This window comes from Amycolatopsis samaneae (genome assembly GCF_039541975.1).
Lineage (GTDB): Bacteria > Actinomycetota > Actinomycetes > Mycobacteriales > Pseudonocardiaceae > Amycolatopsis > Amycolatopsis samaneae.
Genome location: NZ_BAABHG010000004.1, coordinates 238133 through 258697 on the forward strand (window position 1 = coordinate 238133; position 20565 = coordinate 258697).

At 70.8% G+C, this 20565-nt stretch carries 19 protein-coding genes; 13 read left to right on the forward strand and 6 right to left on the reverse strand.

The genetic code is table 11. The annotated features are described in order from the left end of the window. Window positions 1-200 precede the first annotated feature (200 nt). Window positions 201-1547 (forward strand): caspase family protein, encoded by a 1347-nt coding sequence (locus tag ABD987_RS11370; RefSeq protein WP_345390331.1) that lies wholly within the window; start codon window positions 201-203, stop codon window positions 1545-1547. 17 nt (window positions 1548-1564) lie between these two features. On the opposite strand, the gene ABD987_RS11375 is transcribed toward ABD987_RS11370, so the two are convergent. Further along, entirely contained in the window at window positions 1565-2470 is a 906-nt protein-coding gene (locus ABD987_RS11375; protein ID WP_345390334.1) for a LysR family transcriptional regulator, read from the reverse strand. Window positions 2471-2570: 100 nt separating this feature from the next. Here ABD987_RS11375 and mdlC point away from each other — a divergent pair, with 100 nt between their 5' ends. The 4 genes from mdlC (at window position 2571) to ABD987_RS11395 (ending at window position 8061) form a co-directional block, all read left to right on the forward strand. Beyond that, window positions 2571-4151, forward strand: coding sequence for a benzoylformate decarboxylase (gene mdlC / locus ABD987_RS11380; protein WP_345390337.1), 1581 nt, complete (start codon window positions 2571-2573; stop codon window positions 4149-4151). 2 nt (window positions 4152-4153) lie between these two features. Beyond that, complete coding sequence (locus tag ABD987_RS11385) at window positions 4154-5611, forward strand: aldehyde dehydrogenase family protein (protein WP_345390340.1); 1458 nt, start codon at window positions 4154-4156, stop codon at window positions 5609-5611. Window positions 5612-5660: 49 nt separating this feature from the next. Continuing rightward, on the forward strand, window positions 5661-6896 hold the full coding sequence (locus tag ABD987_RS11390) for an MFS transporter (protein WP_345390343.1): 1236 nt from the start codon (window positions 5661-5663) through the stop codon (window positions 6894-6896). Between the two features lie 67 nt (window positions 6897-6963). Beyond that, on the forward strand, window positions 6964-8061 hold the full coding sequence (locus tag ABD987_RS11395) for a calcium:cation antiporter (RefSeq protein ID WP_345390346.1): 1098 nt from the start codon (window positions 6964-6966) through the stop codon (window positions 8059-8061). A 24-nt stretch (window positions 8062-8085) separates the two neighbouring features. Here ABD987_RS11395 and ABD987_RS11400 read toward each other — a convergent pair whose 3' ends face one another. After that, complete coding sequence (locus ABD987_RS11400; RefSeq protein WP_345390349.1) at window positions 8086-8460, reverse strand: MerR family transcriptional regulator; 375 nt, start codon at window positions 8458-8460, stop codon at window positions 8086-8088. A gap of 63 nt (window positions 8461-8523) precedes the next feature. On the opposite strand from ABD987_RS11400, the gene ABD987_RS11405 reads away from it, so the two are divergent. Next, window positions 8524-9723 carry an MFS transporter gene (locus ABD987_RS11405; RefSeq protein ID WP_345390351.1) on the forward strand — a complete coding sequence of 400 codons (1200 nt, stop codon included), beginning with the start codon at window positions 8524-8526 and terminating at the stop codon, window positions 9721-9723. Here ABD987_RS11405 and ABD987_RS11410 read toward each other — a convergent pair. Further along, the gene (locus ABD987_RS11410; RefSeq protein WP_345390354.1) at window positions 9718-10446 is read right to left on the reverse strand and encodes an FMN-dependent NADH-azoreductase; all 729 of its coding nucleotides are present in this window, start codon (window positions 10444-10446) and stop codon (window positions 9718-9720) included. The genes ABD987_RS11405 and ABD987_RS11410 overlap by 6 nt on opposite strands. 73 nt (window positions 10447-10519) lie before the next feature. Between ABD987_RS11410 and ABD987_RS11415 the strand changes: the two genes are divergently transcribed. Next, the gene (locus tag ABD987_RS11415; protein ID WP_345390357.1) at window positions 10520-11422 is read left to right on the forward strand and encodes a sigma-70 family RNA polymerase sigma factor; all 903 of its coding nucleotides are present in this window, start codon (window positions 10520-10522) and stop codon (window positions 11420-11422) included. On the opposite strand, the gene ABD987_RS11420 is transcribed toward ABD987_RS11415, so the two are convergent. After that, window positions 11412-11825 (reverse strand): ribonuclease, encoded by a 414-nt coding sequence (locus ABD987_RS11420; RefSeq protein ID WP_345390360.1) that lies wholly within the window; start codon window positions 11823-11825, stop codon window positions 11412-11414. The genes ABD987_RS11415 and ABD987_RS11420 overlap by 11 nt on opposite strands. 226 nt (window positions 11826-12051) lie before the next feature. On the opposite strand from ABD987_RS11420, the gene ABD987_RS11425 reads away from it, so the two are divergent. The 6 genes from ABD987_RS11425 (at window position 12052) to ABD987_RS11450 (ending at window position 18253) form a co-directional block, all read left to right on the forward strand. Further along, the gene (locus ABD987_RS11425; RefSeq protein WP_345390363.1) at window positions 12052-12495 is read left to right on the forward strand and encodes a hypothetical protein; all 444 of its coding nucleotides are present in this window, start codon (window positions 12052-12054) and stop codon (window positions 12493-12495) included. Window positions 12496-12677: 182 nt separating this feature from the next. Further along, window positions 12678-13685, forward strand: a complete 1008-nt coding sequence (locus ABD987_RS11430) for a LysR family transcriptional regulator (protein WP_345390366.1) — start codon at window positions 12678-12680, stop codon at window positions 13683-13685. 110 nt (window positions 13686-13795) lie between these two features. Beyond that, on the forward strand, window positions 13796-14422 hold the full coding sequence (locus ABD987_RS11435) for a papain-like cysteine protease family protein (RefSeq protein WP_345390369.1): 627 nt from the start codon (window positions 13796-13798) through the stop codon (window positions 14420-14422). Further along, on the forward strand, window positions 14422-15240 hold the full coding sequence (locus tag ABD987_RS11440) for a hypothetical protein (RefSeq protein ID WP_345390372.1): 819 nt from the start codon (window positions 14422-14424) through the stop codon (window positions 15238-15240). Before ABD987_RS11435 ends, ABD987_RS11440 begins: the two co-directional genes overlap by 1 nt. Window positions 15241-15423: 183 nt before the next feature. Then, complete coding sequence (locus ABD987_RS11445; RefSeq protein ID WP_345390375.1) at window positions 15424-16815, forward strand: MFS transporter; 1392 nt, start codon at window positions 15424-15426, stop codon at window positions 16813-16815. Between the two features lie 145 nt (window positions 16816-16960). After that, window positions 16961-18253, forward strand: a complete 1293-nt coding sequence (locus tag ABD987_RS11450; protein ID WP_345390378.1) for a S53 family peptidase — start codon at window positions 16961-16963, stop codon at window positions 18251-18253. Window positions 18254-18317: 64 nt separating this feature from the next. Here ABD987_RS11450 and ABD987_RS11455 read toward each other — a convergent pair whose 3' ends face one another. Beyond that, window positions 18318-19856 (reverse strand): FAD-dependent monooxygenase, encoded by a 1539-nt coding sequence (locus ABD987_RS11455; protein WP_345390381.1) that lies wholly within the window; start codon window positions 19854-19856, stop codon window positions 18318-18320. Window positions 19857-19898: 42 nt separating this feature from the next. Further along, the gene (locus tag ABD987_RS11460) at window positions 19899-20522 is read right to left on the reverse strand and encodes a TetR/AcrR family transcriptional regulator (protein ID WP_345390384.1); all 624 of its coding nucleotides are present in this window, start codon (window positions 20520-20522) and stop codon (window positions 19899-19901) included. Window positions 20523-20565: the final 43 nt, after the last annotated feature.

Here is a 20565-nt window from a genome sequence, read left to right on the forward strand (position 1 = left end):
GATATTCCGGACAGTCGCCGATGACTGTCCGTCACCAATTGTCAAAGATCAGTAAAGTGTGCACGGGCGACCACGAGAACGCAAGGATCTGGGCAACCCATTCGGCCTGGTGAGGTGGTGTACTGTGCGCCCCACCGACAAGTGGCCAGTTGCTTCTCCGTCATCTTCGCCGTGCTGATCGAATTCAGGAGGAACAGGCGGTGCGGCTGCCTGATCCCGAACACTCGTACGCGGTACTCATCGGCGCGAGCACCTATGCGTCGGATGAGTTGCCCGACGTGCCCGCCGTTCGCAACAACCTCGCGGGATTGGCCGCCGCGCTGACCGACCCGGGCCGGGGCGGCCTGCGGCGAGAGCACTGCGTCACCCTGGGCGATCCGACGACCGTTCGCGAAACCTACCGCGTCCTGCGCGCACACGCCGAACGCGCCGAGGACACCTTCGTCGTCTACTTCGCGGGCCACGGCCTGACCGGGCCGAAGCATCACGAGCTGTACCTGGCACTGAGCGATACCGGCCTCGACGAACTCCCGGTCAGCGCGCTGTCCTTCGAGTTGATCCGGAGTGTCTTCAACGACTGCCCCGCCAGCAACCGGGTACTGATCCTGGACTGCTGCTTCAGTGGCCGTGCCGTGCGGGACTTCATGGCGAAGCCGGAGGAGATGTTCCTCGGCCAGGTCGAGATCGCCGGCACCTACACCCTGGCCTCGGTACCGGCCAACGCGTTGGCACTCGCGCCGCCGGACGAGACGTACACCCTGTTCACCGGTGAACTGATTCGCCTACTCGACGAAGGCGTACGAGGCGGGCCGGAACTCCTGACACTCGGCGAAATCTACCGCGGCCTTCGGAAGACCATGTCCGGTCGCGGCCTGCCACTCCCCGAGCAGCGTGGCACCGGAACCGCCGACTTCCTCGCGCTCACCCGCAATCCCGCACACGGCAACCCACCGGCTCCAGCACGAAAAGAATCCACCACGGAAGGTTCCGGCACCGGCAATCGGCTGACAGGAACGGCGATCGCCATCATCTCGTGCGCCGCGGTGGCCGTGGCCGCGATCACGATCATCGCCCTGCGGCTCGTCCCGCAGGCCCAGCCGACCTCCGGCGCACCGAACCCGGCCGCCACCACACCGCACCCGACCTACGCGCCCTCGAACTCCCCGGCCACAACGGCTCCCACCGTGTCTTCGACTTCCGCACCCGGCACCTCGCGAACACCGGCCTCGGTGCCACCCGGCCCCAGGGAGCTGGCCCAGGAAGCCGCATTGAAGTGGATGAAAGCGTTTGTGACACATCCCCTCGGCATAAGCAACGAGAAATGGCTCGAAGGTTTACGTCCCTACACCGCGGAAAGCTACCTTCCCACTTTGGCCACCATCAACCCCGACAACATCTCCGACAACGAGGTGATCGGGTCCCCGGTGTTCAAGAGTTCCCACACCGCCGGAATGCTCTTCGAGGCGAAAACCGATCGAGACGTGATACTGCTCTTCATGGTCAAGACGGACGCGGGATGGCAGGTCGCACAGCACGACCTCGCCTGACGGACACCGGGGAAAGGCTATTCGGTGACTTCGGCCAGTACCTCGTGCATGAAGCCGACCAGCCAGTGCTGTGCCGGGCTGCGCGCGTGCCCGTGCCGGGCGTAGAGCGCGACCTGCGCGGATTCGATGTCCAGCGGCAGTTCCAGCAGCCGCACCCGGTGCTCGGCGGCGAACACCAGCGCCACGTTGCGCGGCACGATCGCGACCAGCTCGCCCTGCTGCACCAGATAGGGCAGCGTGGCGAAGCGGGTCACCTCCAGGACCACCCGGTCGAGCAGGCCGTAGGCCTCCAGCGCCTTGCGCGGCCCCTCCTGGCCCGCCGGGCCGAACACCGTGACGTGCCGTTCGGCGGCCAGCGCGATCCTGGTCACCCGGCCGCCGCGTAGCCGGGGGTGGTCCTCGGCGACCATGCCGAGGTAGCCCTCGGTGAACAGCGGGACCCGCGCCACCCGCTGGGAACTCAGCAGCGGCGTGGCGATGAAGGCGTCGATCTCGCCGCGGCCCAGCTGGTCGACGACGTTGACCACGTCCAGCGGCCGCACCGTCAGCGTCACGCCCGGCGCCCGCTCCGGCAGCGCCGCCATCAGCCGCGGCAGCAGCGACACCTCGCCGAGGTCGGACAGGCACAGGGTGAAGGCGGTGTGCGCGGTGGCGGGGTCGAATTGCCGGGACCCGCTCACCGCGGCCTCGATGCCGGTCAGCGCGGCGTGCAGCGGTTCGTACAGCTCGCGGGCGGTGGTGGTCGGCATCAGGCCGTTCTTCGTGCGGCGGAACAGCTCGTCACCGAACCGGCGGCGGAGTTTCTGCAGGCTGTAGCTGATCGTCGGCTGGGTGAGATGCATGGACTCCGCGGTGGCGGTAACACTGCGGGTCTCGTAGAGCAGCACGAACGTCCGCACGAGGTTCAGGTCGAACTGCTGCATTATCGATCCCATCGATATCGGTGGTCGTGAACATTTATTGGAACACAGTCCGGGCAGACTCTAGGTTCTGTCGGACAGCGCCAGAGGAGGACTCCGCCCCATGCCCACCGCACGCCGGATCGCCCACGAGTTCCTGGAGCGTCGTGGCCTGACCACGATCTTCGGCAATCCCGGCTCCAACGAGCTCCCGTTCCTCGCCGATCTGCCCGGCGCCTTCCGCTACGTGCTCGGCCTGCACGAGGGCGTCGTCGTCGGGATGGCCGACGGCTACGCCCAGGCGACCGGCCGCCCCGTGCTGGTCAACCTGCACGCCGCCGCCGGTTCGGGCAACGCGATGGGCGCGCTGACCAACGCGGTCTACTCCCGCTCCCCGCTGGTGCTGACCGCCGGTCAGCAGGTCCGTCCCGCGATGGGCATGGAGGCGATGCTCTCCAACGTCGACGCCACGCAGCTGATGCGCCCGCTGGCGGGCTGGGCCGGCGAGCCCAGCTGCGCCGCCGACGTGCCACGTTCGCTGGCGCAGGCGGTGTTCGAGGCCGAGCTGCGGCGCTGCCCCACCTACCTGTCGGTGCCCTACGACGACTGGGACACCGAACTCGACGCGAACGCGTCCGCGACGCTCGACCGCGAGGTCCGGCGTGGGCTGGTGCCGGCGGCGGACCAGCTGGACGCGCTGGTCGAGCAGGTCGGGGCGGCCCGCAACCCGGCGCTCGTGCTCGGCGGCGATCTCGACTCCGCCGGGCTGTTCGACCGCGCGGTCGCGCTCGCTGAGCACCTCGAAGCGCCGACCTGGGTGGCCCCGTCGCCGTTCCGGCTGCCGTTCCCGAACCGTCACCGGCTCTTCCGCGGCGTCCTCCCGGCCGGGATCGCCTCGATCTCCTCCGCGCTGGAGGGACACGACCTGGTCCTGGTGCTCGGCGCGCCGGTGTTCCGCTACCACCAGTACGTGCCGGGGCGGTACCTGCCCGAGGGCACCAGGCTGGTGCAGGTCACCGACGACGCCGGTGCCGCGGCCCGCGCCCCGATGGGTGAGGCGCTGGTCGCCGACCCCGGCGTGGTGCTCGAAGCGCTGCTGGCCAGGACCGGCTCCCGCGCGGTGGAGGCCGGGGCGCGCTTCGTCCCGAACCCCGAACCGCTGCGGGGCGAGGACAAGCTGCACCCGGAGCAGGTGTTCGCCACGCTGCGCGAGACCCAGCCCGCCGACACCAGCTACGTCGTCGAGTCGACCTCCACCAACTCGGCCTGGTGGCGGCAGATGGACCTGCGCCACGGCAGCTCGTACTTCTTCCCCGCCTCCGGCGGCCTCGGGTTCGGCCTGCCCGCCGCAGTCGGCGTGGCGATGGGCCGCCCGGACCGGCCGGTGGTCGGCGTGGTCGGCGACGGCTCGGCGAACTACGGCATCACCGCGCTGTGGACCGCGGCCCACTACCGCGTGCCGGTCACGTTCGTCATCCTGCGCAACGGGGCCTACGGCGCGCTGCAGTGGTTCGGCACGCTGCTGGGCACCGAGGACGTGCCGGGCACCGAGATCCCCGGGCTCGACTTCGCCCGCATCGCCGAGGGCTACGGCGTCCCCGCCACCACGGTCACCGACCTCGACGACCTGCACATCCAGCTGAAGGCCGCCACCGACGGCCCCCGGCTGATCCAGGTCGACACCCAACTCACCACACCGGAGTGATGATGTCCTTGCTCGACAACGAAATCTGGTCGGAAAAGCTCTACATCGACGGCTGGACCGCCGGGTCCGGCGGCACCTACCCGGTGACCGAGCGCGCCACCGGGAAGCAGCTCGCCGCCGTCGGCAACGCCACTCCCGAGGACGTCGCCCGCGCGGCGGCGCGCGCCGCCGAGGCGCAGAAGGACTGGGCCGCGCGCAAGCCCGCCGAACGCGCCGCCGTGCTGCGCAGGGCCGGTGAGCTGTGGGAACGCCACGCCGAGGAGGTCCAGGACTGGCTTGTCCGCGAGGCGGGTTCGGTGCGGGCCAAGGCCGCGCTGGAAACCGAGATGGCCGCCGGGATCTGCTTCGAGGCGTCCGCACTGCCGACCCACCCGCGAGGCGAGGTGCTCAGCACCGCCGAACCGCGCTGGTCGTTCGCGCGCCGCCTGCCGGTCGGCGTCGTCTCGGTGATCGCGCCGTTCAACTTCCCGCTGATCCTGTCCATCCGCTCGGTCGCGCCCGCGCTGGCGCTGGGCAACGCGGTGCTGCTCAAGCCGGACCTGCGCACCGCGGTCTGCGGCGGCGTGTCGCTGGTCCGCGTGTTCGAGGAGGCCGGGCTGCCGCCGGGGCTGCTGCAGCTGCTGCCCGGTGACGCCGCCGTCGGCGCCGCGGTGGTCGACGCGCCCGAGGTGTCGGTGGTCTCGTTCACCGGCTCCACCGCCGCCGGGCGGAAGGTCGGCGAGGCCGCGGCGCGCGCGCTCAAGCGCGTCCACCTGGAGCTGGGCGGCAACAACGCCCTCGTGGTGCTGCCCGGCGCCGACGTCGCGGCGGCCGCGTCCGCCGGTGCGTTCGGCTCGTTCCTGCACCAGGGCCAGATCTGCATGACCACCGGACGCCACCTGGTGCACGAGTCCCTTGTGGACGAATACGTGGCGGCGCTGGCGGAGAAGGCCCGCGCGCTCCCGGTCGGTGACCCCGCGACCGGTGAGGTCGCGCTCGGCCCGATCATCGACGACCGGCAGCTCGCGCACATCGACCGCGTCGTCACCGACGCCGTCGCGGCGGGCGCCACGGTGGAGGCGGGCGGCAAGGCCGACGGGCCGTACTACCCGCCCACCGTCCTCAGTGGACTCGACGCGGAGAACCCCGCCTGGCGCGAGGAGATCTTCGGCCCGGTCGCCCCGGTCATCGCCTACCGCGACCTCGACGAGGCCGCCCGCGTCGTCAACGACTCGGAGTACGGGCTGTCGGTCGGCATCCTCGGCGACGTCGGGACCGCGATGAAGCTGGCCGATCTGGTGCACTCCGGCAAGGTGCACATCAACGAGCAGACCGTCGGGGACGAGCCGACGGCGCCCTTCGGCGGCTGGAAGGACTCGGGCAACGGCTCCCGCTTCGGTGGCGCGCAGGCGAACATCGAGGCGTTCACCGAGACCCAGTGGCTCACCGTCCGCTCCGACATCGCCGGCTACCCGTTCTAGTCCCCCTGCTTCAGCCCCCTGTTTCACGAACTGTGCAAGGAGCACGGCAATGACGACGTCACCCCGCCGATCCATGTGGACGGCGGTGCTCTGCTGGCTGACTGTCCTGCTCGAGGGCTACGACCTGGTCGCGCTCGGCGCGACGATCCCGACCCTGCTGAAGACCCATCACCTCGGCTTCACCGCCGCCGGGGCGACACTGGTCGCCACGGTCTCGCTGGTCGGGGTCGCGGTCGGCGCCGCCTGCGTCGGCCCGATCACCGACCGGTTCGGGCGACGCGGGATGCTGATCGGCTCGGTCCTGCTGTTCTCGGTGTTCACCCTGCTGACGCCGCTCGCGCCGAGCGTCGCGGTGTTCGCCGTGCTCCGGTTCGTCGCGGGCCTCGGCCTCGGCGCGTGCATGCCGGTCGCGCTGACCACGATGTCGGAGAACCTGCCGGAGCGGCGCCGTGCCAGCGCGAGCACGATCACCATGACCGGCTACCACGTCGGCGCGGTGCTCACCTCGGTGCTCGCGCTCTCGGCGGGCACGGACAACTGGCACCTGCTGTTCTACGGCGGCGGTGTCGTCGGCCTGCTCGTGGTGCCGATCATGTGGTGGAAGCTGCCGGAGTCCGCGGCGTTCCTCGCCGCCAAGGAGCAGCCCGCCGCCGAGAAGATCGGCCTGCGTGACCTGCTCGGCGCCCGCTACCGTCGCACCAGCCTGCTGGTCTGGACCGGTTCGTTCATGGGCCTGCTGCTGGTCTACGGCCTCAACACCTGGCTGCCGCAGCTGATGCGCACCGCGGGCTACCCGATCTCGACCTCGGTCACCCTGCTGCTGGTGCTCAACGCGGGCGGTGTCATCGGCCTGCTGGTGGCGGGCGCGGTCGCCGACCGGTTCGGCATCAAGCCCGTCGCGGTGATCTGGTTCGGGGCGGGCGCGGTGCTGCTGGCCGCGCTCAGCATGCGCATCGACAGCAGCGTGCTGCTCAACCTGATCGTGCTGCTCACCGGGGTGTTCGTGTTCTCCGCCCAGGTGCTGATCTTCGGATACGTGGCGAAGACGTTCCCCGCCAACGCGCGGGGCACCGCGCTGGGCCTGACCTCCGCGGTGGGCAGGCTCGGCTCGATCCTCGGCCCGTTCGTCACCGGCGCGCTGGTCACCGCGGGGATCGCCTACCCGTGGGGTTTCTGGTTCTTCGCGGCGGTGGCGCTGCTCGGCCTGCTCGCGATGGCGTTCGTCGCCGGACGCGCCCGCACCACCGGTACGCCCGCCGTCGAGGAGCAACCCCTCGGCGCGTGAGTGGCCAGGGCCACCCGGCCGCCCGCGCCGAAGGGTGCGGGCGGCCGGTTTGTGTCAGGGTGGGGCCGTGATCGCGAAGAATCGTTCACCGCTGCTGTCCTGGACGGGCATCGTCCCCGTGCTCGCCCTCGTCGTGCTGGCCGTGGCCTGGGGCCGTGACCTCGGCGTCTTCCCGGTGGTGCTCGTCGCCATCGTGCTCGGCGCGACCGTGCTCGCCGCCGTGCACCACGCCGAGGTGGTGGCCCACCGGGTGGGTGAACCTCTCGGGTCGCTCGTCCTCGCGGTCGCGGTCACGATCATCGAGGTCGCGCTGATCGTCACGCTGATGATCTCCGGCGGGCCGGACACGGCGACGCTGGCGCGCGACACGGTGTTCGCCGCGGTGATGATCACCGCGAACGGCATCGTCGGCCTCTCCCTGCTGCTGGGCGCGCTGCGCTACGACGTCACGCTGTTCAACTCCGAGGGCACCGGCGCCGCGCTGGCGACGGTGGCGACGCTGGCCACCCTGAGCATGGTGCTGCCGACGTTCACCACCAGCCATCCCGGGCCCGAGTTCTCCCCCGCGCAGCTCACCTTCGCCGCGCTCGCCTCGCTGGCGCTGTACGCGATGTTCGTGTTCACCCAGACCGTGCGGCACCGTGACTTCTTCCTCCCGGTCACCGAGGACGGCGTGGTCGAGGAGGAGGAACACGCCTCGCCGCCGAGCAAGAAGGCGACCGTGTTCAGCCTGGTGCTCCTGCTGATCGCGCTGATCGCCGTCGTCGGGCTGGCGAAGGTCGAGTCCCCCGCCATCGAGGCCGGGGTGCGGGCCGCCGGGTTCCCGCCGTCCTTCGTCGGCGTGGTGATCGCGATGCTCGTGCTGCTCCCGGAAACGCTCGCCGCCTCGCGGGCCGCGCTGCGGGAACGGGTCCAGATCAGCCTCAACCTCGGCTACGGCTCGGCGATGGCGAGCATCGGGCTGACCATCCCGGCGATCGCGCTCGCGTCGGTCTGGCTGAAGGGCCCGCTGGAGCTGGGCCTCGGCCCCACGCAGATGGTGCTGCTCGGGCTCACCGTGCTGGTCAGTGTGCTGACGGTGGTGCCGGGCCGGGCGACCCGCCTGCAGGGCGGGGTGCACCTGGTGCTGATGGCGGCGTTCCTGTTCCTCGCCATCAACCCCTGACCGTCCACACCGGACCCATCGGGCTCACCGGGGCGCGCCGGCGTTGGCGCGGACCTCGTCGAGGTAGGCCGAGATCGCGTCCCGGTTGCGCAGCAGGAAGTTCGCGCGTTCGGTCATCCGGTCGCGCTCGTGTTCCAGCAGCGCGAGCATCTCCGGGGTCGCGTCGCGGAAGTGGATGACCCGGGGCTTGTCGAGGCAGGGCAGGATCTGTTTGATGATCCGGGTGGGCAGCCCGGCGTCGAGCAGCCCCCTGACCTGGCCGACGCGGTCCACAGAGGACTCGTCGTAGGACCGGTAGCCGTTCTCGCACCGCTGCGAGACGATCAGGCCCTGTTCCTCGTAGTAGCGGAGCAGCCGGCGGGAGGTGCCGGTCCGCTCCGAGAGCTCTCCGATGCGCATGTGCTCGACCTCACGCCAGCCGGGTTGACCCTCACATTTGTGTGAGGGTTCGAGCATACGTCCATGAGCCAACGCACGAGTCCCACCGCTCCCCGGGATACGACCGGGAAGCTGCCCTACACCGCGCTGCTCGCGCTGACCACCGCCGCCTTCGTCACCGTGCTGACCGAGGCGCTGCCCGCGGGTGTGCTGCCCGCGATGAGCGCCGGTCTGCGCGTCGGCGAATCCGCCGCCGGGCAGACCGTGACGGTCTACGCGGCCGGGACCGCGCTCACCGCGATCCCGCTCGCCGCGGTCACCGCGGGCTGGCGCCGCAAGCGTCTGCTGCTGGCCGGGGTCGCGGGTTTCGCCGTCGCCAACACGGTCACCGCGCTCTCGACGAACTTCCCGCTGACCATGGCCGCCCGGTTCCTCGCCGGGGTCGCCGCGGGCGTGGTGTGGGCACTGCTGGCCGGGTACGCCCGCCGGATGGCGCCGGAACACCTGCGGGGCAAGGCGATCGCGGTCGTGATGGCCGGGATCCCGCTCGCGCTTTCGCTGGGTGTCCCGGCGGGGACCTTCCTCGGCGGGCTGCTCGGCTGGCAGGTCACCTTCGGGGTGATGTCGGTGCTGGCGGTGGTCCTCGTCGGCTGGATCCTCGCGGCGGTGCCGGACCACCCGGGACAGGCCCGCGGCGACCGGGCCCCGGTGCTGCGGACGCTGACCGTGCCCGGGGTGGCGCCGGTCCTGTTCGTGACGCTGACCTTCGTGCTGGCGCACACCATCCTCTACACCTATCTCGCCACCTTCCTCGACCGGCTCGGCATGGGCGGCTCCGTCGACGTGGTGCTGCTGGTGTTCGGTGTCGCGTCGATGGTGAGCATCGGCGTCGTGGGCGCGCGGATCGACCGGCACCTGCGGGCACTGCTCGTCGCGGGCACCCTCCTGGTCGCCGTGGCGGCCGCGATCCTGGCCGTGCGCGGCGGAAATCCCGTGCTCGTCCACCTCGCGGCCGCGCTGTGGGGACTCGGCTGGGGCGGCGTCCCGACGCTGCTGCAGACCGCCGCCGGAAACGCGGGCGGCGAGGCGGCCGATCTCGCGCAGGCCATGCTCGTCACGCTGTGGAACGCGGCCATGGCGGGCGGCGGTGTCGTCGGCGGGCTCCTGCTCGACGGGTTCGGGCCCCGGTCCTTTCCCTGGAGCGTCCTGGTGCTCCTGGTGCCGACGTTCGCCGTGGTCCTCGCCGCGCGCGGGCACGGCTTCCCCGGCCGTCGTGCCTCATGACGTCGCCAGGCTCGGCTCGGTCAGCCGGGTGGCCAGCGCGGTCACCGCTTCGCGGGCCGCGGCGAGCGATTCTGCCGCCAGGCCCTGGAAACCGGCCAGGGTGGGGATGTCCCCGGCCCTGGTCAGCTCGGCGGCGACGAAGTGCAGGTGCTCCTCGGCCACCCCGAGCCGCCGGAAGTACGCGCGCAGATAAGGGGTCTGGAAGTCGAGACCTTCGAGCGGCGCCCCCGGCCCGTAGCCGCCGCCCCGCGCCATGACCACCACGACCCTGGTGTCGCGTAGCAGGCTTTCCCCGGTGTCCGGATCGGTGAACAGTCCGGGAAAACTGACCCGGTCGATCCACGCCTTGAGCGCGGCCGGTATCGCGAGGTTGTACATCGGGACGCCGAACAGCAGGACGTCGGCGGCCAGCACCTCCGCGATCAGCGAACGGGTCAGCGCCCATTCCCGTTCCTCGGCGGCGTCCCCGATCAGCGCCTCCACCCGGGACGCCGGTACGACGCCGTGCCGCTCCACCCGGGTACCGAGCGCGACGTAGGCGGGCCCCACCAGCGGCACCGGGTCGGCGGACAGATCGCGGTGGCGGTACCCGGCCGCGCCGTGCGCGCTCCGCCAGATGTCGGCGAACGACCCGGTCAGGCCCCTGCTGACGGAGCCGCGGTCGGCGCTGGAATCGAGGTGCAGCAGGGACGGCCCCGGCTGCCGGGTTAGGCTTTCGCTCATCGGTTTTCTCCTCGCGCTCCGGCTGTGTTCTCCACTCACCCGAATCGACGGAGCACGGGGGAAAAAGGTGACCATGAACGACCAGAACGCGCTGAGCACCCGGTTCGAGGCGCATCGTGACCACCTGCGGGCGGTCGCGTACCGGATGCTGGGCTCCTCGGGCGAGGCGGAGGACGCCGTGCAGGAGACGTGGCTGCGCGCGTCCCGGGCCGACCTCGGCGAGGTCGGGAACCTGGCGGCGTGGCTGCGGACCGTGCTGTCCCGGGTCTGCCTCGACCTGCTGCGTTCCCGCCGGGCGCGCCGGGAGGACCCGGTCGGCGAGATCCCCGAGATACCCGGGGACGAACGGGACCCCGGCACCGAGGCGGTGCGGGCGGAGTCGGTGGGGCGGGCGCTGCTCGTGGTCCTCGACACCCTGGGGCCCGCCGAACGGGTCGCGTTCGTGCTGCACGACCTGTTCGCCGTGCCGTTCGAGCAGATCGGCCCGATCGTCGGGCGGACCACGGTCACCACGAAGAAACTCGCCAGCCGCGCGCGGCACAAGGTCAAGGGTGTCCCGGCGGTCCCCGCCGCCGACTTCGCCCGGCACCGGAAGGTCGTCGAGGCCTTCCTCGCCGCCGCGCGCGGCGGCGACCTGGACGCGCTGCTGACCGTGCTCGCCCCCGACGTCGTGCGCCGCGCCGATCCCGCCACGCTCCCGCCGGGCGTCCCGGCCGAGGTCCGCGGCGCGCGGGCCGTCGCCGAGGAGACCATCGTGCTGCGCCGGAACTCCCGGGTGGCGGAACCGGCGCTGGTCGACGGTTCGGTGGGGCTCGTCGTCGCGCCGTACGGGCGGCTGGTGCTCGCCCTCGTCATCACGGTGTCCGGCGACCGGATCGCCGGCTACGAGGTCATCGCCGATCCGGCGCGGCTGCGCTGTCTCGATCTGTCCCTTGTGGACGATCCGGTCCCGGTGGGTACGCCGCTCAGCAGGTGAAGTCGACCAGGTCGAAGGACTCGTAGTGGTCGGCGGTGTAGTAGTCCTCCTGTGCCCGCTCCCCGGTGACGATCCGCCGCGCGCCCCGGGTGTCACTGCCCGGGGTTTCGACGGTGTACTCGTGGTAGTAGCCCGAGGGCCGCGACGGCAGGACGCCCTCGCGGTTCGAGAAGACGGTGCCGTCCTGCGGGTAGGGGAAGGGGCCGTCCGAGGCGATCAGGTCCAGGGTCTCGTGGGCCTCGTCGGGCAGGTCCGAGGTACAGATACTGCCGACCGAAGCGACCGAGACGGCCGGAGCGAGAGGGGCTGGCGCGGCGGCCGCGACGGTCGTGGAACCGAGCAGCAGGGCCGAGCCGACGGTGATGAGCGCACTGACGCGGGCGAACCGGCGAAGTGAAATCATGCCCCGAGTATCGCCACCGGCGCGGGGCGGCGAGAACCCCGCGACGGCGCACTTCACCGGATGGCCATGTCCCGTCGTCACTTTCCCACCCGTTTGTTGTGACCCGAGTCACTTTTCCACGTCACGAGAACCCGGGCCGGTGTCCGCGTCGACTTACCCGATGTTCCCGCGCACTCCGCGGGGAGCACCGAGTGTCCGAAAAGGACACACAGGAAGGGAGATCGCCATGGGGAACCGGAAGAGCGTTCGCACGCTGGTCGGCATCACCGCTTCGGCGGGCCTGGTCGCGGCCGCGGCCGCGGGGATCGTCGGACTGAGCAGCGCGTCGGCGAGCACGGAAAACACCGGGCAGCCGAACGCCGCGAGCGTCCAGAAGCAGCAGCCGCCGAAGGGCGCGCGGGCCGTGGTCGAGGTGAGCCCGAACCCCACCGCGAAGCGCGGTGAAGAGGTGACCATCACCGGCAACTGCGGTGGCGGCACCGGCCTCAAGCAGATCATCGGCAACTCCCCGGCGAACCCGGCGCTGGAGAACATCCGGATCCTGAACGCCGACCCGAAGGGGTTCCTCGCGAAGGCGAACGTCGCCCAGCACATCGGGAACGGCGTCGGCCCGGTCCTGGTCGACTGCGGCGGCGAAGCCGGCGTGACCCTGCTGGTCACCCACGTCTGAGGGTGACCATGCCGTGAAGGCCTCCTTGCCAGCGCTCAACGCTGCGAAGGGGGCCTTCACGGCGTTACGCCGCGCTACGCTCGCCGGACACGAAGAGCGACGTCTCGCACAGTGAAAGAATGGTCCGAACCAATTACCGCGCAAGGCTATCTCCCCACCCGATAGGGGTATAACATCGGCGGATGGCGGAGCTCGAACTGCGTCATCTTCGTGCGGTACGCGCTGTCGCGGAGGCCGGCAGCGTGAGCAGGGCGGCGACCCTGCTCGGCGTCAGCCAGCCCGCGTTGACCGCGCAGCTCAAACGAATCGAACGCATTCTCGGCGGACAGCTGTTCGAACGGGGGTCGCAGGGCACCAAGCCGACCGACCTCGGCAAGTTCGTGCTCAACCGGGCCGAGGCGCTGCTGGCGGACCTGCAGGCGCTCGTCGTCACGGCGAAGGAACGCGGGCAGGCGGACGGGCGCTCGGTGCTGCGGGTCGGCAGCATCCCGCTGACCATGCTCGGCGGGTTCGTCGAGCACCTGCACCTGCGCGCCACCGAGCTCGACGTGCAGACCTGGGTGGAGCCATCCGCGCCGGTACTGCTGAAACTGCTGGCCACGCATCGGGTCGACGTCGCGTTGCTGGAACGTTTCGACGGCATCGAGCCGTACCACCTCGCCGGGCTGACCGTGCGGACACTGGGCACCGAGCCGATCTTCGCCGGGGTGGCCGACGGGCACCCGGCGGTCAAGGACGACGTCATCGACCTCGCCGATCTCGCGGACGAGGAGTGGGTGCTGCCGCCGCCGCACGAGAACGGCGTGCGGATGCGACTGCTGGCGGCCTGCGAGGCCGCGGGTTTCACACCGAAGATCCGGCACTACACCACGGACGCGATCACCGCGCGCACGCTGATCAAGGCGGGCTGCGTGGTCATGGCGTCGGCGTCGTTCCGGCCCAGCGGCGGGGTCTCGGCCTACCCGCTGCGCGGTGATCCGGTACTCGCCGACATGTTGTTCGCCATGCGCGCCAACGACGTCCTGCTGAACTCGATGGACGAACTGTTCCGGTGCGCCGCGCTGGCCTACCGGCACGTCGTCGACAACAACCCGCACTATCGGCGCTGGTGGGACAGTCATCCCGAGGCGCATCGGGAGGTCGACGCCGCCCTGAGCGACGTCACCGAAAGTGAGATCGTCTACCCATAACGTGCGTGTTATCCCCGATGGGATTACCCCCGTTCGAGCCATTCGGCCGATGCTTCGCATGGTCCTCGTTCCCGAATCCGGCCCCCGCGGTCGGGCCGAAAGGAGCAACCATGCCCAGCACGAGTGCGCCGCCCCGCGGCGCGCGGAGATCAACGGCGAGCCGCCTGCGGCGGGCCGCCGTGTTCGCGGCGGGCGCCCTGGCGGTGGGTGTGCTCACCCCCGCCACCGTCGCTTCGGCCGCCCCCGCCGGACCCACCGCGAGCAAGCAGCTGAACATCAGCCAGCAGGTCCAGGAGCAGGATCAGTGGTGCTGGGCCGGCAGCGGGCTCACCATCGCCCAGTACCTGCAGAAGGACCAGGGCTACAGCCAGACCGACTTCTGCTCGGTCGCGCGCGGCGGCCAGCCCGGCGAGTACTGCCCCAACGAAGCGGGCTACCTGGAGTGGGTCCAGACGGCGTTCCAGGCGCTCGGCATCAACGGCGGGCGAATCGGCGGAGCGCTCAGCTTCGCGCAGGTCCAACAGTCGATCGACGGTAACTCGCCGATCGAGACCGGCATCTACTGGACCGCCGGCGGCGGCCACGCGCAGGTGATCTACGGCTACGACAGCTCGACCCAGGCGCTGTCCTACGGCGACCCGTGGCCGTCCAGCCCGCGCTACAGCCAGATGCGGCACCAGTCCTACCGGTCGAACGGTCAGTTCCGCTGGGCCGAATCTCTCTACGGGGAGAAGTGATGGCGATGAACAAGACGACACGACTGCTCACCGGCTCGGCTGTCGCCGGTTTCGCACTGCTGCTGGGCACCGCCACGGCAAGCGCTTCCCCGGAGCCTGACGCCGTCGGCCAGGCCGCCACCACCCCACAGGCGACCGACTTCATCGCCCATTTCTTCGTCGACGCCGACCGCCACGCGGCGGGCCAGCCGTCGTCGATGATGAGCAAGGCCGAGGAAAACGCCGCCGCGGCGGCGAAAGCGCCTCAGATCGTCGGCACGCCGCTCACGGTGAACACGCTCAACCCGGCATTCGTCACCGGGGGCTCCTCCGACGTCGCGACGTTCGGCTACTACGCCGTGCACGCCCGGTCGGCCAGCGGCCAGGACGCTTCGGTCTGGCTGACCCGTCAGGGCGAGGGCTGGGAAGCCAGCAATATCACCACAGGAACCGAAGAGATCACCTATCCCGCGCAGGCGGGCGGCGATACGGTCTTCACGGAACCCCAGATCAACGCCTGGTACCGGGTGCACGAAGGCCGCGTCGTCGGACTGAACGACGTCGCGAAGCGCGTGGTCGGCCCGTCGGGCGCGACGCTGGCGGAGTACCAGCGGACCGTGCACGGCAAGTACGCCGACAAGATGCCCGGCTCGGACTATGTCCGCAAGGGCAGGCTGGGCGGCTTCGATCAGGCCCCGGCGGTCAAACCCGCCGAGGCGCAGTCGCCGGTTTCCGGTGGCACGGCCACGGAGTGGATCCTCGGATCCGGCTTCGCCGCCGTCGCCGGGCTGGCCGGTGTGTTCGTGGTTCGGCGTCGGCGCGCGGGCCGTACGCACTGAACCAGGGTGGAGTCCGCGGGTGGGCCTCTTTCGCCGAAAAATGAGCGCCCCCCGGACACCGCCTGCATGTCGCGGAGGTGCCTGCTGGTCCGCGGGCACCTCCGCGATTTCTCTTGTCCGGCACGTGATCCACCCCATCCCGAGGTTGACCTCCAGCGAACTGGAGCTTTTAGCGTCGACCGCATGACGACGACGGTTGCGGACCAGGCCGGGGGCACGTGGCGGGATCTGCTGAGCAGGCGCCACCTCGGCACGATCGTGGTACTGGCCGGGGGCGTGGCCCTCTACGCCACCAACATCTATCTCACCGCGAGCATGCTGCCCACGATCGTGGCGGACATCGGCGGCGAACGGTTCTACGCCTGGAGCACCACGGTCTTCCTGGTGGCTTCGGTGTCCTCCTCGGTGGTGGTCGGCCGGACCGTCGCGCGCTTCGGGGCCCGCGGTTCGTACGTGCTCGCGCTGGCCTTCTTCGTCGCCGGGTCCGTGCTGTGCGCCGTCTCGCCCACCATGGCGGTGCTGCTGGCGGGCCGCGCGGTGCAGGGCGTCGGCGGCGGCATGCTGTCCGGGCTCGGGTACGCGCTGATCCGGTCCAGCCTGCCCGAACGGCTGTGGGCACGCGCTTCCGCGCTGATCTCCGCGATGTGGGGCGTCGGCACGCTGGCCGGGCCCGCGCTCGGCGGGCTGTTCGGGCAGCTGCGGCTGTGGCAGGTGGCGTTCGTCGCCCTCGCCGCCGCGGCGCTCGGGCTCGCCGTCCTCGTCCCGAAGGCACTGCCGCGTGCACGTCCGGAAGGGACGGTCATGCCGACGCCGCTGGTGTCGATGCTGCTGCTGTCGGCGGCGGTGCTCCTGGTGAGTGTCGCCGGAGTGGCGGAACAGCACACCGTGCGCATCGTTTTCCTTGTCGTGGCGGCGATTCTGGTCGTCGGGTTCGTCGCGCGGGAACGCCGCGCCGAGGCCAGGGTGCTGCCGCGCTCGACCTTCGAGCACGCGGCGCCGACGAAGTGGATCTACCTGTTCATCGTCGTGCTGTCGATCGGTTCGACGGCGGAGGCGTTCGTACCGCTGTTCGGGCAGCGGCTCGCCGGGCTGGCACCGGTGGCCGCCGGATTCCTCGGCGCGGTGCTCGCGGCGGGCTGGACGATCGGCGAGATCCCGGCGGCCAACGCGGTCCGCGCGAGCGCGATCCGGCGGATCCTGCTCGCCGCGCCGCTGCTGCTCGGCGGCGGCCTTGCGGTGCTGGCCCTCACCCAGCGGGCCGACGCCGGGGCGGGCACGGTCGTCGTGTGGGTCCTCGGCCTGCTGGTGGCGGGCAGCGGGATCGGGATCGCGTGGCCGCACCTGGCGACCAAGGCGATGGGTGTCGAATCCGGCGGCGCGGAGGCGGACCGCGCGTCCGCGGCCATCAACACCGTCCAGCTCGTCTCCAACGCGTTCGGCTCGGCACTGGCGGGGCTGCTGGTGAATCTCGGCGGCGACGCGGACACCGGTTCGGCGCGGTGGATGTTCGGCGGCGTGGCGGTGCTCGTGCTGGTGGGCGCGCTGGTCAGCCGGCCACTGACCCGGCGGGCCTGATCCCCTTTCGGCCGCTTCGCACGGATCGCCGGGTTCCTGGGGGTATCACCGCATCCGCGACCAATGGCCGTGGCAGGGACACGCCTGGCGAGGTACTAATCCGGCGGGAGCGCACCGTGACACCGCCGAGCTGGAGGAACACCGAATGTCTGCTGGGTTCAGCCGAGACCGAGGTCCGCACCGCGTACGGAGGGCGCTCGCCCTCGCCGCGGGCACGGCCGTCGCGGTCGCCCTGTGCGGGGCGGGCACGGCGGGCGCCGCACCCTCCGGGGACCACGCGAGTGCCAAGCACCACAGTTTCAGCGAAGCGGCGAAACTGCTCGGCGCCACGAAGAACGCCGACGAGCGCGCCGCGCTGACCGACCGGGCCATCGCCGCCGCCGGCAACAACCTGCAAACCGCGTACCACACGAAACCTTTGTACGACAAGGGAATCGACGGTACCGGCACGGCGCTGGCGACGATCGTCTCCTACGGCGACAAGAACATCAAGGCCTACATCGACAGCTATTCGCGCTCGCACGGCCTGCCGCCCGCGGACGTGGAGATCCTCGAACCGGCGGGCCCGGTGCCCTCGTGCGACGACCCCGGCGTGCCCGCCGACTGCGCCAGCTGGGGCGGCGAGACCGACCTCGACGTCGCGATGTTCCACACGCTCGCGCCCAAGGCGAAGATCCTCGTCGTGGCCACCCCGACCTCGGAAACCCAGGGCATCGACGGGTTCCCCGACATGATGAAGGCCATCGACTACCTCGCCGACCACAAGTCGGCCAACGTCATCTCGATGAGCCTCGGCACGCCGGAAGACGACTTCGACAGCTCGCAGCAGCTGCACGATCTCGACGCGCACTTCAAGAAGGCGACCGACGCCGGGATCACCATCACCGCCTCCAGCGGTGACGACGGCTCGACCGGCAAGAAGAAGGACGGCAGCGCGTGGGGCAAGCAGGTGGTGAGCTTCCCCGCCGCCAGCTCCTACGTCACCGCGGTGGGCGGCACCGTGCTGCACCTCAACCCCGACGGCACCCGGACCCGGCCGGACGACCTGTGGTCGCGGTCGGGCGGCGGTGTCTCGCACGAGTACGGCGTGCCCGACTGGCAGAAGGAGGTCGGCAAGGTGACCAAGGCCAAGGGCCGGTCGCTGCCGGACATCTCGCTGCTGGGCACGTCGGGCACCTCGCAGTCCTCGCCGTTGTTCGCCGCGGTGGTCGACCTCGCCTCGCAGCAGGCCGGTAAGGGGCTCGGGTTCATCAACCCGGCGCTGTACCGGCTCGGCTCCGGCGGCACGGCGTCCGGCATCGTGGACGTGACCAGCGGGAACAACGCCTACAACGGCGTTCCCGGATTCTCCGCGGGCAAGGGCTTCGACATCGTGTCCGGCTGGGGCACCGTCGACGCCGCCAAGTTCGTCCCCGCCCTGCTCAAGCACCTCCGCTGACGCGGCTGTCCGTGAATGCCACATTGAGGGACTCAGAGTCCCTCAATGTGGCATTCACGGAACTCTACGCCGCGGCGCCGAACCAGCGGGTCAGCGCCTCGCGCAGGCCGTCCGTCTCCTGTGGACGGTCGGCCGCCCAGGCGACGTAGCCGTCCGGCCGGACGAGCACCGCCGCGACCGGAGTGTCCGAAGTGGACTCCGACACCACGTCGACGCGGTCCGCCCAGCCCGCCGCGGCCGCGGCGAACTCCACACCACCGGTGAAGTCGACCAGCACCGGGCGCGCCGCGCGCAGGAGTTCGGTGACCCGGCGGGAACCGACGGCGAGTTCCGGGACCATCCGGCCGGACAACGGATGCGCGTCCCCGATGTCGTACCGGACCTCGGAACCCGCCATCAGATGCGCGATGTACCCGGAGTTCTCCGGCTTCCGCATCAGTTCCCCGAACAGCTGCCGGAGCGCGGTGACGCCGGGTCCCGGCGCGATGAGCGCGCTCTGCGCGAGCGAGTGCGTCATGACGCGCTCCCCGACCGGATGGCGTTCGCTCTGGTACGTGTCGAGCAGGCCCTCGGGTGCCCGGCCGCGCAGGTGCGCCGCGAGTTTCCAGCCCAGGTTCGCCACGTCCTGCATGCCGAGGTTGAGCCCGGGGCCGCCCATCCCGGAATGCACGTGCGCCGCGTCGCCGACGAGGAAGACGTTGCCCGCGCGGTAGTTCTCCGCCTGCCGGGTGTTCTGGACGGTCACCCGGCGCAGCGCGTGCGGGCCGGGACCCGTCGGCGCCTCGAACGCCAGGTCGACGCCGAGCACCCGGCGAACGCTGTCCCGGAGCTCGTCCAGCGTCAGGGGTGTGCCGTCCGGAATCGGCTCACCGGCGAGTTCGCCGGTCGCGATCACCGGCTTGCCCGGCTGGAGCTCCGCGAAGACGAAGGTGCCGCGTTCCAACCGGTTGAAGCCGAAACCGAGCGGCCCGAAGCCCGGTACGTCGATTCCGCCGTTCGGCGTCCGCCGCGCGTCCGGCATGCTGACCGCCGCCATCCGCGTGACGCCGCTGGTGTCGGTGGTCCCCGGGAACGCGATGCCGGTCCGCTTGCGCACCAGGCTCTTCCCGCCGTCCGCGCCGACCAGGAACCGGGTACGCACCTCGTATTCGCCGCGCGGGCCCGTCACGGTGAGGGTCACGCCGTTCTCGTCCTGGCCGAATCCGGTCAGCTCGTGGCCCCGCCGGACGTCCACGCCGAGGCCGAGCGCGCGCTTGTCCAGCAGGCGCACGAGTTTCGGCTGCGGGATGGGCAACAGGTGGACCGGGTTGTCCACCACCTCGGCGAACGAGAGGGTCATCCCGCCGAAGAAGAACGCCGGGGCGGGGTGTGGCGGACCGGCCCTGCCGCTGATCTCCTCGTACAGCCCGCGCTGATCGAGGAAACGCACGACCTGGCCGACCATCCCGTTCGCCTTGGGCTCGTCGCTGGGCTCGGGCAGCCGCTCCAGCACGACCGGACGGATCCCGGCCAGCGCGAGTTCCGCAGCGAGCATGAGCCCGTTCGGGCCCGCGCCGGAGATGACCACTTCGGCGTTTTCGGGCATGACAGTGTTTTCGGGCATGACAAACAAACCCCCTGTTTCCGTGTCCATTACCTGGAAAGGTCAGGCGGAGGGGTCGGGCAACCCGGCGGCGATCTGTTCCAGCGCGCGCCGGAGCAGGCCGACGATGGGCACCGGTGGCTCGGCGTTCAGGTACACCTCGGACGCCGCCTGCCAGGCGGACCCGATCGCGGCCACCACCAGCCGCGGATACAGGTCCTTCGCCGGGTCGGTGCCGGTGCGCTCGGCGATCAGGGTGATCAGCTCGCCGTCCGCGCCGAGCACCGCCTTCTGGAGCGTGGCCGCCATCTCCGGCGCGCCGAGCAGCTCGCGCACCGCGGCCAGCTGGGCCGGGCTCGGCACGCCGCCCTCCCCGCCGTCGTCCTCGAGCGGTTTGGTGCACGCCACCGTGATCGCCGTCCACAACGGCTCGTCGGCGGGCCTCGACCGGAGTATCCTGACGCTGCGTTTCATCCGCTCGATCTGCCGGTAGGCCAGCGCTTCGTACTTGCTCGCGAAGTAGTTGTTGAACGTCCGGATCGACACCCCGGCCCGCGCCGCGATGTCCTCGCGCCGGATATTCTCCAGCCCACGCTCGAAAACCAGGTCCAGCGTCGCGTCACTCAGCGCCTTGCGGGTCTGTAGCTTCTTGCGCTCCCGCAGGCCCGGCACCCCGTCCTCCGCCATGCCCCCGACGGTACACACAAACTTGCCCACCGAGCAACTTTTC